Origin of the sequence: Calothrix sp. 336/3 (genome assembly GCF_000734895.2) — a bacterium.
In the GTDB taxonomy this organism is placed as follows: domain Bacteria; phylum Cyanobacteriota; class Cyanobacteriia; order Cyanobacteriales; family Nostocaceae; genus 336-3.
The window spans coordinates 5,621,950-5,636,389 of record NZ_CP011382.1; the positions used below are offsets into that span (position 1 = coordinate 5,621,950).

Annotated in this window: 13 protein-coding genes; 6 read left to right on the forward strand and 7 right to left on the reverse strand. The window is 40.6% G+C overall.

Annotation, left to right across the window (positions count from 1 at the left end; genetic code table 11):
• Positions 1-398: 398 nt before the first annotated feature.
• Positions 399-1,295, reverse strand: coding sequence for an alpha/beta fold hydrolase (locus IJ00_RS23455; RefSeq protein WP_035157319.1), 897 nt, complete (start codon positions 1,293-1,295; stop codon positions 399-401).
• Between the two features lie 1,035 nt (positions 1,296-2,330).
• Between IJ00_RS23455 and IJ00_RS29755 the strand changes: the two genes are divergently transcribed.
• On the forward strand, positions 2,331-4,505 hold the full coding sequence (locus tag IJ00_RS29755) for a serine/threonine-protein kinase (protein ID WP_238178383.1): 2,175 nt from the start codon (positions 2,331-2,333) through the stop codon (positions 4,503-4,505).
• 132 nt (positions 4,506-4,637) lie between these two features.
• Positions 4,638-5,528, forward strand: coding sequence for a glycerate kinase (locus IJ00_RS23470; protein ID WP_035157322.1), 891 nt, complete (start codon positions 4,638-4,640; stop codon positions 5,526-5,528).
• Here IJ00_RS23470 and IJ00_RS23475 read toward each other — a convergent pair.
• Both IJ00_RS23475 and IJ00_RS23480 read right to left on the reverse strand, forming a co-directional pair.
• Complete coding sequence (locus tag IJ00_RS23475; RefSeq protein ID WP_035157326.1) at positions 5,525-6,451, reverse strand: ABC transporter permease; 927 nt, start codon at positions 6,449-6,451, stop codon at positions 5,525-5,527. The genes IJ00_RS23470 and IJ00_RS23475 overlap by 4 nt on opposite strands.
• A 31-nt stretch (positions 6,452-6,482) precedes the next feature.
• The gene (locus tag IJ00_RS23480) at positions 6,483-6,893 is read right to left on the reverse strand and encodes an Npun_F0494 family protein (RefSeq protein WP_035157328.1); all 411 of its coding nucleotides are present in this window, start codon (positions 6,891-6,893) and stop codon (positions 6,483-6,485) included.
• Positions 6,894-7,009: 116 nt separating this feature from the next.
• Between IJ00_RS23480 and IJ00_RS23485 the strand changes: the two genes are divergently transcribed.
• Positions 7,010-7,447: a peroxiredoxin gene (locus tag IJ00_RS23485; RefSeq protein WP_035157331.1), complete on the forward strand. Its 438-nt coding sequence runs from the start codon at positions 7,010-7,012 to the stop codon at positions 7,445-7,447.
• Between the two features lie 65 nt (positions 7,448-7,512).
• Here IJ00_RS23485 and IJ00_RS23490 read toward each other — a convergent pair whose 3' ends face one another.
• The 3 genes from IJ00_RS23490 to IJ00_RS23500 all read right to left on the reverse strand — a co-directional run bounded on the left by IJ00_RS23490 (position 7,513) and on the right by IJ00_RS23500 (position 10,016).
• Positions 7,513-7,887 (reverse strand): hypothetical protein, encoded by a 375-nt coding sequence (locus IJ00_RS23490; RefSeq protein ID WP_035157334.1) that lies wholly within the window; start codon positions 7,885-7,887, stop codon positions 7,513-7,515.
• Between the two features lie 137 nt (positions 7,888-8,024).
• A complete protein-coding gene (locus tag IJ00_RS23495; RefSeq protein WP_035157337.1) occupies positions 8,025-8,921 on the reverse strand; it encodes an ABC transporter permease in 897 nt (298 codons plus the stop codon).
• Between the two features lie 75 nt (positions 8,922-8,996).
• Positions 8,997-10,016 (reverse strand): daunorubicin resistance protein DrrA family ABC transporter ATP-binding protein, encoded by a 1,020-nt coding sequence (locus tag IJ00_RS23500; protein WP_035157340.1) that lies wholly within the window; start codon positions 10,014-10,016, stop codon positions 8,997-8,999.
• A gap of 184 nt (positions 10,017-10,200) precedes the next feature.
• Here IJ00_RS23500 and IJ00_RS23505 point away from each other — a divergent pair, with 184 nt between their 5' ends.
• Positions 10,201-10,488, forward strand: coding sequence for an antibiotic biosynthesis monooxygenase (locus tag IJ00_RS23505; protein ID WP_035157342.1), 288 nt, complete (start codon positions 10,201-10,203; stop codon positions 10,486-10,488).
• Here IJ00_RS23505 and IJ00_RS23510 read toward each other — a convergent pair.
• Positions 10,485-11,378 carry a cation diffusion facilitator family transporter gene (locus IJ00_RS23510; RefSeq protein WP_035157345.1) on the reverse strand — a complete coding sequence of 298 codons (894 nt, stop codon included), beginning with the start codon at positions 11,376-11,378 and terminating at the stop codon, positions 10,485-10,487. The genes IJ00_RS23505 and IJ00_RS23510 overlap by 4 nt on opposite strands.
• Before the next feature lie 582 nt (positions 11,379-11,960).
• On the opposite strand from IJ00_RS23510, the gene IJ00_RS23515 reads away from it, so the two are divergent.
• On the forward strand, positions 11,961-13,904 hold the full coding sequence (locus IJ00_RS23515; protein ID WP_035157347.1) for a hypothetical protein: 1,944 nt from the start codon (positions 11,961-11,963) through the stop codon (positions 13,902-13,904).
• Between the two features lie 15 nt (positions 13,905-13,919).
• The gene (locus IJ00_RS23520) at positions 13,920-14,270 is read left to right on the forward strand and encodes a hypothetical protein (RefSeq protein WP_035157349.1); all 351 of its coding nucleotides are present in this window, start codon (positions 13,920-13,922) and stop codon (positions 14,268-14,270) included.
• Positions 14,271-14,440 lie beyond the last annotated feature (170 nt).

Sequence of the window (14,440 nt, forward strand, 5' to 3'; positions counted from 1 at the left end):
AATTTGGGAAAACTGTGTGCAATTATACGATTATTGCAAAATATATCCGCTAGTATAAATAAACCCTTTACTTATTCATTGTCGGTAAAATCTGCCGTCAAAAAAAGTCACCAGAGCGAAAAAACATTGCCTTTGTCTAAATGCGATTACGGATGATAGTTCGCACACAGTATTTAGTTGAACCCAATTTGTTTCAACGACATTGGTAAGTTTTCTTTCCTGGTGATTTACTTATTTATCAATCAAAAATAATCTTGTTGGATACAGCCTTTGTTATCAGCTGATGTGTAGCTAAATTGTATAATCTCAAATTTCTAATTGCCGTAGTGCGGGCACCCCTTCAGGTTATTAGAGGATATTTTGCCCGCGTTTGGCACACAAATTAAATGCGTAATAATTTAGTATCTATCACCTAACCACTGAATAATTTCTGGATTTACCAAATGGGGTACTTCATCGTGGGGACAGTGACCAGCATTGGGGATGGGTACTACCTGAATATTCTTACCCTCATTTCGTGCTTGCTCATATATTTTTGCTCCTTTGATGGGTGTCCAGGGGTCATCCGCACCCCAAATTACTAGAAGGGGTTGCTGAACTTGGGGTAATAGTTCATCGGGACTTTCACCAGGAGGTGCAGAGATGATGGAAGCGAAGACTTGACGAGCTGCGGGATCACAGGATGGAGTGTACAGCATATCAACTAACTCATCGGTGACTGCTGCGCGATCGCGGTATACCTGATATAGGGTACGGCGAATTTGAGATTTTTGGCGAATCCGATTAAAAACAAAAGTCCCAGTAATTGGATGATTCACCAATTTATTAAAGGTTGACATTACTAGTCTCAGGGGTAGATTCAGTTCATGGGGACGGTGACTTAATCCACCAGCAGAGTTAATTAAAACCCCTCCTGCGGCTATTTCTGGATGCTTTGCTAAAACATTCAAGCTAATCAAAGCACCAATGGAGTTACCAATAAAGATTGCGGGTTCTGAAATATGTGCTTGGCAAAAGTCCTTGAGTAATTCTACCCAGACATCTACACTGTAGGCGATCGCCGCTTTATCAGAAGCACCAAAACCAAGTAAATCGATGGCAAATACTTGATAACCAGCATCTGCAAGGACAGGGATATTTTTTCGCCAATGTCCAATCGATGCACCAAAACCATGTACTAGTACTAAAGGATGACCTGTACCCAAGACAGTGTATTGAATTTTGTGTCCTTGCCAATGCCAAAACAGTTTCTCAAATTGGGGAGCAGGTTCTAATTGGGGAGTTTTTACGGTCATTATTAAGATTTACTAAGTATATATTTATATATTAAAGTAATTCCCATCAAAAATGTCCTTCAATCAGAGAATCTGTGGGATGTACTAAAATCACTTCTAAAAAGTAAGTATAGTTTTTAACAAAGTTATCTAGATAGGCAGAAAAGCTCATCTTAATATCGAGATATATCTAGTGATGACATCTAAATTTAGTGATGAATTCCTAGGCGATGGTAGAGATTTTTGGCTAAAATAAATTCTGTAAATATCCATAATCTCATGGTTGTCTATTCTGTAATTAATGTGACGACTTACAGAATGATTTACAGGTAAATTTAAAGTTTATAACTCTCAGCGGAATCCCTCCATAGTCAATTCAGTGAGTTCTTGATTAGGACAAAATACTCACAGTTCTGTTGTGGAAAATTTTCATCAAATTAGACAGAATTTGCATATAGATAGTACAGATTTTAAGTTTGTTCTATCTTGTGGGGTATGCATAAGTAAGTAGTCATAATTCAACATGAGATAAGACACTCTCAATTTCATAAGAGGGTGAAGATTTTATCTTGAATTGGATTAAATTACTTAATAATAAATTATGCCATTACACACACATAAATACATCTAAAATCTAAAGCCTAAAAGCAGAATTTATTAGTTAATCTAACGCATTTTTGCTTATTTCTATAGGGCGTATCTTGTTAATTAATTTATTAGAATGAAGCTAAGAGGCATGAAAAATTGGTGGTATTTCTATATGTATTTGAGATATTTAATCGATTACACAAATTAAATATAATGTGCCATGAATTTTATCTCCTGCGACGAGTTAGAGATAGAAAATATTTACATCGATATCAAGAGATGACGAGCTATTTTCTCTAATTTTTCTCAATATATTTGTAAATCATCGTGAATAAAGAGAAATATTGATTTGTGATACACGATTCTATTTTGAATATTTTTCCTGAAAATAATTATTGAAATTTGGCAGATTGTTTTCTGAATTTTATCCAGCATCTCTCCACACGTTTTTTTATTACAGGTACTCTGATGATTGCACCCAAACCAGGCGAAATTTTAGACAATCGTTACCGGATTATTCGTAGTTTAGCAACTGGTGGATTTGGTCAAACATATATTGCTGAAGATACCCGCAGACCAGGACATCCAGAGTGTGTAGTCAAACATTTAACTCCTGCGACTAATGACCCAGAATTTCTCAAGAATGCCACACGTTTATTTCAAACAGAAGCGCAAACCTTAGAAAAATTAGGGGAACATGAGCAAATTCCTCGGCTATTAGCATATTTTGAAGAGAATCAAGAATTTTATTTAGTTCAAGACAGAATTGAAGGACATCCTTTAAGTAAAGAATTTCAAACTGGTCAACGCTGGTCTGAAATTAAAACGATACAAATGTTACAAGAAATTCTCAAAATCTTAGAATTTGTCCATAGCTATGGAGTCATTCATCGAGATATCAAGCCAGATAATATTATCCGTCGCCATCGAGATAATAAACTTGTTTTAGTTGATTTTGGTACGGTTAAACAAATTCAAACGAAAATGTTAACAATTGGCGAGGTAAATATTAATCAAACTATTGTTGTTGGAACTCCAGGATATATGCCAACAGAGCAAAGTCGGGGTAATCCTCGTCCCAATAGTGATATTTATGCCTTGGGAGTAATTGCAATTCGAGCAGTGACTGGAATGAATCCCAGTCAATTACAAGAAGACCCTCAAACGGGAGAAATTATTTGGCAACCCTGGGCACAAATCGGGAGAGAATTGATAGAAATCATCGCTAAAATGGTACGTTATCACTTTAAAGAACGCTATCAATCAGTCAGCGAAGTTTTAGAAGATTTAGAGCCAATTATTCATCGACACGAGAGAGAAAATAATAGCCATTACACTAATTACTCTGGGCAAAATTTACCAACATTACCCAATTATTCCCAATCAATATCACCAACATTTTCCCAACCTATTGAACCATCATTAACTGCCCCACCTTCACAAAATTTATCTCCAGTAACAGGAGTTTCTCCATCAGCTTGGGAATCAACTATACCCCAATCTGCTGGTTATTATGGACAGCAAATTCCCTCATTACCACCAGCATCAATATCAGGGGAATTGCCGAAGGTGACAGTAATTACACCAGGGAAAGATAAATATCGTTGGTTAATTTGGGGAGGAATAATTGGCAGTACGGTTTTAGTGGCGATCGCCGGAACTTTAGGTGTGATGCATTGGCTAAACCAAACAGCCTTAAATGGTAATCCTAATGTCAAGACTACCAATACAATCTCTGCTAATCCTAACTTTTTGGTTGCAGCAGAAAAAGAGTTTTCCCAAATACCTTCTGTCCCTGCTGGACAATTTAATCATGGTGGTAGTTCCACATGGGTTCCCATTCGCCAACAATTGAATTTAGTCATACCCAAACTATTACCAAATTTTCGGTTACGTTATACCCAACCAGTGGATGGTAAACCGAATTCTCAGAAGGGAATTGCCATGTTAATTGATAATCAATTGGCATTTTCGGAATCTTCTCGCTCTGTCAAACCAGAAGAACATCAACAAGCTCAACAGAAAGGATTTACTTTAAAGGAAGTTGCTGTAGCAATTGATGGGATTGCGATCGCGGTGAATCATAATTTGAATATTTCTGGTTTAACTGTCTCCCAACTGAAAGATATATATACAGGAAAAATTACCAATTGGCGCAGAGTTGGGGGTCCGAATTTAACTATTATTCCCCTATCTCGACAAAATGGAGGAACATCGGATTTCTTTCAAGAAAATGTTCTTGATAAACAACCTTTTGCCCGCAATGTTAAAAATGTTGGTAATACCACCCAAGCAATTCAATTATTAAAGCAAATTCCTGGCGGTATTTTCTATGCATCTGCGCCGGAAATTGTGGAACAATGTACAATTAAGTCTGTACCCATTGGTCGAGACAAAAATAACTTCATTCCACCCTACCAAGAACCATTAGTTTCGATATCACAGTGTCTGACTGGTAGAAGAAATCAGTTGAATATTACTGCTTTTCGCAATGGGAACTATCCCATAACCCGGAATTTATTTGTGATTGTGAAACAAAATAATCAAATAGAGCAACAAGCAGGAGAAACTTACGCGAATATATTATTGACTAGTAAAGGTCAGGAATTAATTCAAAGTGCTGGTTTTGTCCCAATTCGCTAGGGAATTAAAGAATTATCGTCATCCTTTTTGATTTGCGAAAGTTGCTGCTACCTACATCACATAATTTTCAAGCAAAATGTTATTCTGAAGCCATCGGACAAATTTTATCTTCAGTAATACAGCTGATCCCAAATGCGATCGCCAATTTTCAATTCTGTCTACTCTGTGGTGAACGAGTTCTGTCAGACAAAGCTGAAAATTCCTCCAGAGCAAGTATCTCAACGATTAGAGGCGATATGGTTGCCCATTGCGATGCAGATTGCCGAAAAACGACAAAAGTGTCAGCATCCTTGGATTCAGGGTATTCTCGGAGGACAGGGAACCGGAAAAACTACTCTTTGCCACATCCTCAAACTGATTTTAGAATCCCTTGACTATCATACAGAAACCCTATCCCTAGATGACCTGTATAAAACCTATCAAGACCGTTTGGCTTTACAATATCAAGACCCGCGTTTAATTTGGCGAGGTCCCCCCGGAACCCATGATATTGACTTAGGTTTATCAGCGATCGCCCAAATTCGTCAGGGTGCAAGCTCCGTAGAAATACCGAGATTTGATAAGTCTGCCCATCAAGGTGCTGGCGATCGCACAGTTCCCCAGGTAAGAGAAAAGGTAGATATCCTGTTATTTGAAGGTTGGTTTGTGGGTGTGCGTCCTATTGATGAGACTGCATTCGCTCATCCCCCGTCACCAATTATCACCGAAGGCGATCGCCAATTTGCCCGCGACATGAACCGTAAACTCTATGATTATCTCCCCCTGTGGCAACAGCTAGATAGTCTGATAGTCTTATATCCTACAGATTACCGTCTTTCCCTGGAGTGGCGTAAACAGGCAGAACAGGAGATGATTGCTACGGGAAAATCTGGAATGACAGATTCACAAATAGATGATTTTGTCAACTATTTTTGGCGAGCGTTGCACCCGGAATTATTCATTAAATCTCTCATTGCGAGAACCGAATTAGTTGATTTAGTCGTCAAAATTCAACCTGATCGGAGTTTAACTATCGATAGTTAATGATTGGCTAGGTAAGGTTTTCCCAAGGATAGGGGTGCGATGGTGTGCTGGCGATCGCTATGACGGGAAATTAACACCAGTGCCACAATCGTAGTTAGGTAGGGTAGGGCAGATAACAGGTAGGGGGAAATATTCACACCTAATCCTTGTAGTAGGAGTTGAATTTTACTGACAGCACCAAATAAGTAAGCTCCTAGGAGAATTTTCGGCGATCGCCAACCGGAAAAAACCACCAGAGCGATGGCTATCCATCCACTACCAGCAGTCATTCCTTCTGCCCATAGGGGTGTGTATGCGAGGGAGAAGTCAGCACCTGCTAAACCAGCCATTGCTCCACCCCAAATCACCGCTAAATACCGTACCTTGCCCACTGGTAAACCCAAAGCATGGCTAACCTGGGGTGATTCACCGACACTACGCAATACTAAACCTGTACGTGTGTTTCCCAGAAACCAGTGGAGATAGAAAACTAAAAATACCGCTAAGTAAACAAGAATATCTTGTTGAAAGATAGCTTTCCCCACCACAGGAATTTCATGCAAAAAAGGTATATTTAATGCTTGCAAGGGTGTCACAGGTTTACCGACATAATCTGCACCCAAAAACGCACTCAAGCCACTAGCAAAGATACCCAATGCTAAACCTGCGGCTATCTGATTCGCGTTAAATGTAATAGTTAAGACAGCGTGAATCAGGGCGATCGCTCCTCCCACAATCACCGCAGCTATCAAACCGTAATAGACACTACCTGTATTGACAGTCACCATAAACCCAGAGGCTGCTCCCATCAGCATCATTCCCTCTACACCGAGATTTAATACCCCCGATTTTTCGGCAACTAATTCGCCCGTCGCGGCAAAAATTAACGGTGTTGCTGCTCGGATAGTATCGCTGAGAATATTTGTGAAAATATCAATATTCATAAAACCTCGTGGATGGGGAAAAGATGCGCCCTTAAAAAGGAATTCTCAACCAACGGGTGATAAATTCTCCAAGGCGATCGCCCCAGGAGGGAATTCTCCAACCTTTTTGTTGCAGCTCTTCCGCCAACTGTTTTCCTAGAGGTGTGAGGCGAAAGCTATCTGTTATACCTTGCCCATCGACTTCCCGTCTCAGTACACCAACTTGAGTCAGCCAAATCAAAGCATTATCTGCACTTAACTCCGATATAGCTGTTTTTGTATAGCCATTTTTTACACCCGTATCTCCGGTAATTTCCTTCATGGCAACTCGATCTACACACATGGCAGTAAATAAACCCAGTTGGAAGGGAGAGCAAAGCAGCGATCGCTCGGCACGCTCTTTGGTTCGTTGGGAATATTTAAAGGGTTCCTGGCTAGGAGATGAAGAGATCAGGGCAGACATAGTATATAGAAAATGGTAGGGATAAGAAAAAGAAAAACTGTAACTTTTGATTTAATTATTGTAAATTATTGTAAAATTTCAGGTGCATCATTCGTCTAAAACAGGAAAGGTAAATTATGCCTCTAGCAGTTGGCACAGATGCACCTGCATTTACCGTCAAAGATACTAACGGTAATACCGTTTCTCTCTCTGATTTTTCAGGTAAAACGGTAGTTTTATATTTTTACCCCAAAGATGACACCCCAGGTTGTACAAAACAAGCTTGTAGCTTCCGGGATTCTCAAGTAGATTACCAAAACAAAGATGTAGTGGTATTGGGTGTGAGTGCTGATGACGAAGTGTCTCACCAAGCATTCACGGAAAAATATGGTTTGAATTTTCCCCTATTAGCTGATACTCAACAACAGTTAATTAAAGCCTACGATGTTGATGGTGGTGGTTATGCCAAGCGTGTCACCTACGTCATCGACGGTAGCGGTAAAATCATTCATGTTGACGCTAGTGTCAATACTACTACCCATGCGAGTGATGTTCTCGCCGCCTTGGGATTATAGTTAATGACTGAGAAATCAGGAGTGTGGAGACTTGTTTTTCATACTCCTGATTCTTTTTTAGTGGTTTATTTGCTTTGGGGAGCTGGTGAGGGTAGGGTAATAATGCCCAAATTTGAGTTATTGGGTGTGGTGGTTGTTCCTTGAATGCGTTGTTGTTGAATCTTTTGGAAGTCGGCGATCGCGCTGTTGAAATCTTCCCCTTGTTCGCTCTTATCCCAGCCATTGCCACGCAAATTCGCACAGTGAATCAGATTAAACATATTAAAGCCTTCTGAACCTGCACTGGTACAGGAGTTACTCGGTTGTTGATCGTAACCGGCTTGGGTATCTGTACCAAAAATCTGTGCTTGGCTAGCTTGGGGCAGGAATAAAGTACCAGAGGTGAGGGTGACGATTGCGGTGAATGCAATCTTTTTGAGTGATGAGTAATGGATTTTCATTGTGGATTTACCCAGAAAAGTTGAGTAATTGGGAATCTGTAAACAGGTTGCAGGTGATAGGGGAGGGTTTTGTCACCCATTACCTAATTTTAATGATGGTGACAGTTTTGTGATGTTCCTATTTCCCCGTTCCTATTTTAAGCAAGAGTTTTGCGGAGCCGTGGTTGAATGATAATTAAAGCCACAGAGGCAAAACCGAATAGTACTAATAACGCACCTGCAAAGGTGACATCCCCCCAAAAGGCGTGCATTACCACACTAGCTAAACTCCATTCACCGTGAGTATATAAATAACGAATGGGTTCAATAGCGTAGCTCAGGGGATTGAGGGTAGCAATAATTTGTAGCCACTGGGGCATAAAAGATAGGGGTGCTAGGGCAGTGCTAGCAAACAACAGGGGCAGGTTAGTTACAAAAATTACTGCAATTAGTTCAATATGCCCAGGTAGGGAAAAAGCCAAGCCCAGGGAAAGGGCAGTTACACCCAGGGCAAGTAAAAATACTATCAAGGCGATCGCCCCTAAGCCAGCGATATCTGGTAAACCAGCCCCCAAAAATGCCGCTGCCGCCACAATCACCGCAGCCTGTAACAAACTCTGACTGATAATGAAAATTGCGGAAGCAAAGACAATGGAGAAGCGCGATGCTAAAGGTGCTACCAGTAAACGATTCAGAAAACCAAATTCTCGGTCGAACATGACTGGTAAACCAGCATTCAGCGCTCCGCCAAAAGCTGTAAAAACAATCACTCCGGCTGAAAGGAATTGCCCGTAATTTGTCGTACTTCCAAAAATTCCCTTCGGCGCATTTTGAAATAGCGCGCCAAACAACACCAACCACATCACAGGTTGAATGATACCTGCTAGGAGGGTTGAGGGGCGACGTTGTAATTGAATGAACAAGCGACGGGTTAAAGCTAATGTTTCCTGTGCTAATTCACCGAAAAAGTTGGGTGCAGCATCTTGATAAAGTTGTGGCGCTGCTGCTTGCTGCCAGTTAATATCCGATTTTGGAGGTAAAACAGTACCACTCATAGTTAATTTAGGTAATTGGTGATAGATAATCAGGAGCGAGTCAAAGAATTAAAGCTTTCCCCTGGGAACAATTCCTTATCTCATATTTTGCTTTTTCTCAGCTTTGGGATCACGACTATTCACAGCTGCTAATTCAGCATCCATTAATGTACGTCCTGTTGCTGCTAGGTAAACATCATCTAAACTAGGACGAGATTGGGCAATGCCGAACATAGGTAAGCCAACGGCATTTAATGATTGTTGGATAGTGATTAAAGCATCATTTTGGGGTGTGACTACCAAATTCAAGGAGTTTCCTTGGGCGCTGTTGATAATCACTTCCTGAACAAAAGGCAGGGATTTCAGCAAATCTTGGGCTTTGGCTGCTTCTTCTGGGGGAGAAAATTCTCGGATGCGTAAAGTTACGCGATCGCCACCGATTCTATCTTTCAACTCGGAGGGTGTACCCGCAGCAATGACGACACCTCTATCAATAATCGCTACCCTGTCAGCGAGGGCATCAATTTCTTCGAGATAATGGCTGGTAATTAATACTGTTGTGCCTGCTTCTCGCAGTTTTCGCAGAAATTCCCAGACAATAAACCGACTTTCAATGTCTAAACCGACGGTGGGTTCATCCAATACCAAAACATCCGGTGCGTGAAGTAAACCCGCAGCCAAGTCTAATCTTTTACGTAAGCCACCCGAATATGTCCCAGTCTTCTTATCGGCATATTCCTGTAGGTTCAGTAAATCGAGAACAGTTTCGACTCTTTGCTTCGTTGCTTTGCCTGGTATATGATACAGCGCTGCTTGCAGTTGCAGCAATTCCCGTCCGGTGAGAATTTTATCAATGGCTACTTCTTGGGCAACATAGCCTAGTCTTTGTCTAGCAGCCTTGGGGTTATTAACTACGGAAATCCCCGATACTTCTATTTTACCAGCGTCGGGTGTTGTTAAAGTACACAAAGCCCGTAGAGTAGTTGTTTTACCAGCACCGTTGGGACCAAGTAAACCAAAGATTTCCCCTGATTCAATGGTAAAGGAAACATCTTTAACTGCTTCCACAGTACCGTAGCTTTTTTTTAGTTTTTCTATTAAAACGGCAGGAGCCATAGCAGATGAGCGGGAATAACTATACAATTCTCAACATTTTGTCTATCTCTATTTTAGAGTCCTGAGCCGAATCATGGAAAATTTGCAGTTTGAGATTTTAGATTTGGCTGACACTAGCTCTAGTGGGAGAATGGGTAGTCTACCACCGTAGGTATCGCTGATAGATTAACGGGAAATTTTAGCCGTGATATTAGAAGTGGCAATTTTAGATATTAAACCTGGGTTAGCTCAAGAGTTTGAAACAGCTTTCAAAACAGCATCAATGATAATTGCGGGGATGTCTGGATATCTTTCTCACGAACTACAACGCTGCATCGAAAACCCAAATCGTTATATTTTGCTGGTGCGTTGGCAAACCTTAGAAGATCATACCGTGGGATTTAGGCGATCCCCAGAATATCAAGAATGGCGATCGCTACTTCATCATTTTTACGATCCTTTTCCAACGGTGGAACATTACCAAATTATTTAGTCAGCAAAGCTGATTTGTTCCTCTTTATACCTAGGTGGCTCAACGTGAATCACAATGCGTGCAGGGCGAAACCTTGATTCTAAGAGTAATTCGACTTCTTCAGTGATACGGTGGGCAGTTTCCACATCATCTGCATCAACTATCAAGTGCATTTCTATAAATACTTGTCTTCCCACTACTCCACGGGAGGCGATCGCATGACAATTAATTACACCAGGTACAGATAGGGCGATGTCATGGATAGTTTCGGGGGCGATCGCCATTTCATCCACGAGCCAGGGTAAATTCTCTTTTAAGACTGACCAACCGCTCCAAAATACCATTAATGCCACAGGAAAAGACAATACTAAATCAAACCACTGATACCCCATAAACACACCAATCAAACCACCCATCACAGAAATTGTCACCCAAATATCACCCATGGTATGTTGAGCGTCGGCAATTAAAATTGGACTACCTACCCGCCTTCCTTCCCTACGTTCGTAAAAGGCGACGAAAATATTTACACCTAAAACTATCAGTAATAACCACAGTTCTGAGGCAGAAATTGTCACCAAATTACTACCCTTAATTATTCTTTCCACAGCCCCTTGGAGAATTTCAAAGCAAGCAATTCCCAAAAATGCGGCAATTCCTAAAGCTCCCACAGCTTCAAATTTTAGGTGTCCATAGGGATGCTCTCGATCGGGATGGGGGGAAGAAAAACGACTAGCAATTAAACCTAAAATATTATTGGCGCTATCTGTCACACTATGCAAAGCATCTGCCAGTAAACTCAAGGAACCTGTCAGATGTCCCACAATAGCTTTTAATATCAACACGAAGATATTTAACAACAGAGTAATCACTAAAACTCTGCGAACGGTAGAACGATTATCGGTAATCACAAAAGTATTTTAAATAACAATATCATTCGTTATTATTGTAACGTAAAATACGGATTGCGAATGGTTACAAGTCTGGGTTTATAAAGAGTTTTATTCTCGACAATGTATCTATTTTTCTCAAACTTGTTGCAATATTTTTTGATTAATCATGGCTATAGTAATTTCAGCAGATAATTGTTGCGATTTTGCAGAAAGATTCGCAAGTAATTCGAGAAAATAGGAGATTTATGTCTATATGATAAATTAAAAATTTCCAGAATTGCTGCCAAACCATTCGCAATTATCAAATAATACTGTCATTCTCAAAATGAGTGTTTATAAGCACATCTATGATTGATGAATCTAATTTACCTAGGCAATAAATTAAAATTGTTCTGACAAATGACTTTTACTCTCAATAGTTAAATTACATGAAAAATTGTAAATATAAATCTAGCGATTCTGGAAAACTTATAAAACTCTTGAAAATAATTATTATCTATTCTTGGGTGGCAGAGATTAGGATGAAACAAAGAAATCCTATCCACGTCTGAAATTACATATATTTAATCCCATATCAACCCCAACTAAATTTAGAAGAATATGCAACGGTATCATTTTTATAGTCTTTTACTAGGAACATTGATATTAAGTGGTGCAGGCGTTTTGGGATTGCAGAGCTGTGGTGGCAAAGATAGAAAAATTATCAATGAGAATCCCTTAGTTTCCCAGAATGCTTTGGCATCAGAAACTCCCTCAGAGGTAATTGCCACGGAAGTGAGTAGCAAAAATCGGGGAAAAGTTAACTTAAATTACAAATCTAGTTGGTTTGGCAATAGTGGTACGAATCGAGAAACTGCCGTACAAAGCTGGATTGATACCATTCAAGTACAAGCCGATGGTTCAGTTTATGCCTACGTGGGTTGGGATGAAGCCCATGGTGGTAGGGAAAGATCTATCTATAAAAATGGTAAACGAGTTGGTCAATATAGCGACAAGATTAAGTTAGATCCCCATCGAGCAGTTGTCGGGGGTAAAGCTTGGAAAATTAAAAATGCCAAGTTTCTCGGTGGCAATGTGATTGAGCGCGAAGATGGCAAATGTAAAATTACCGATGCTGGTACACCCAACGCGATCGCCCCCACCAATGACGGCAAATTAATGGTAGCTGACAATGGACGACGGCAGTATATACGTATTTATGATGTGAATAACTGTCGCCCCAAACTCGTCAAAACCTTTGGAGAGGAAGGTGGTGTATTTTCCCGTGGCAAACCTCCAGGTGTGGTAGAACCCTTGCGTTTCTACGGTTTGAATGGGGTGGGGATGGATGCCAAGGGTAATATTTGTGTTGGTGGGCAAATCGTTGGAGGTGGGGGTTGGATTCGCTGTCTGTCTCCCCAGGGAAAAATGTTATGGCAAGTTTATTCCGCAGGGTGGTTATCTAACGCCGCAGCTGATTATTCTACAGATGGCAAGGTTTTCTATAGTTCCAGTGCTGCTTACAAAATGGATTATAGTCGCACCAAACCAGGAACGGAAGCAGGTAATTTTCCTCACCAATTTACAATTAATATTTTTAAATATCCCCAAGATATCCGGGCAACGGTATTTCACTTTGATAAAGACAAACCTGTGTTTCAGCAACCCCAGGATGCTCCTGCTAACAAAGGTGCCCACTATGATCCTAAGCCCAATGGCATCATGTCCGTGAGAAAATGTGGCAAGGTGAAGTACTTGTATGGAACCTGGCAAAATGGCGGGGGTATTGGTATTTTTAAAGCTGATGCTAGTGGTATTTTTTCACCCACAACTATCCCCAAGGATGTGGATACCGACGCTTGGGCTGTCCATGTTGATGATAATTGTAATTTGTGGGTTGGTAAAGGCAATCCCAAGGATGGGGTATTGTTCTATAAATTCCGGGGAAATGATAAGCAAGGGAATATGCAGTTTGAAAAGGTACGCAAATTTTCTGCTCCCTTTGCCGATTTAGGAATGATTGAACGCATTTATTACGATACAAAAACTGATTCCTTGTATTTAACCGGATTTACCGATGCTCGCCCTGTACAATTTGGTTGGGGGCAAGTGGGCTCTACAATGTATCGTTGGGATGGATGGTTGAAGGGTAAACGGAAGCTACACCCCGCCTATCCAGCGATTTTCCCCCACCAAGGGTATGGAGAAGGGAGTAGTGCAGGTACTGCCGATGGTAGCAAAACTAAATTTGATTCCGATAATTCCCAAACCTACAAATCCATTGCTTGGGCAGGAAAATATGCTTTTGCCAGTTTTTTCAGTCGCGATCGCCCCCATGGTGAAAAAGGTGTCACAGATATATATGATCTAGATACTGCCAAAAAAATTGGTTCATTTAAACCCGGCGCAGCCTTAAACCAAAAGGGTGAAGTGGGATGGGTGGATATTATCAACGGCAATAGCGCTTATTTGCGTGCCAATGGTGAATATGTGGTGAGCGTTGAAGAAAACTTATTTAATAAGTATTTCCTTTATCGTTGGTGCCCTTCTGGAAATTGTCAATAACATCAAAAAATAAATATGCCGGGAAATCATCTGACATTAAACTTAGTAGAAGGTTCTGTCTCCTTTAGCTTTTCACCAGAAGCTGCTAAGGAACTCAAAGCCGCATTAGACCAATTAATGGTAAGCTTGAAGGCGATCGCTGCCAAAACAACTCCAGGCTCAGGAAAAATTACCCCCCAACCCCCTCTGGAATATTGCCATACCGGAGAGATATTCCTAGAATTTTTCTGCAACCCAAATATTTGGGCAACACCTTTTGCTGCCAAAGTTCTAGTCACCATCCGGGATGTGAATATCCGTCTCACTACCGAGGCTGAACTTACCAGAATCGTTGAAGATATTAATCAGTATTTAGAACAGTTTTAGGAGAATCCTTACAAAAACCGGAGTGCCTAGTCAAAATAGACACCCCGGATAGCTTTTCATATTTTCCAAGATATAGATAAGAATCAAAATTAACTTTTGCAGGATGCTAGAAACAAATATCCAGTTAATCGAGGATAGCAACAGATGGCAAAGTTAGGAACCTGCAATCA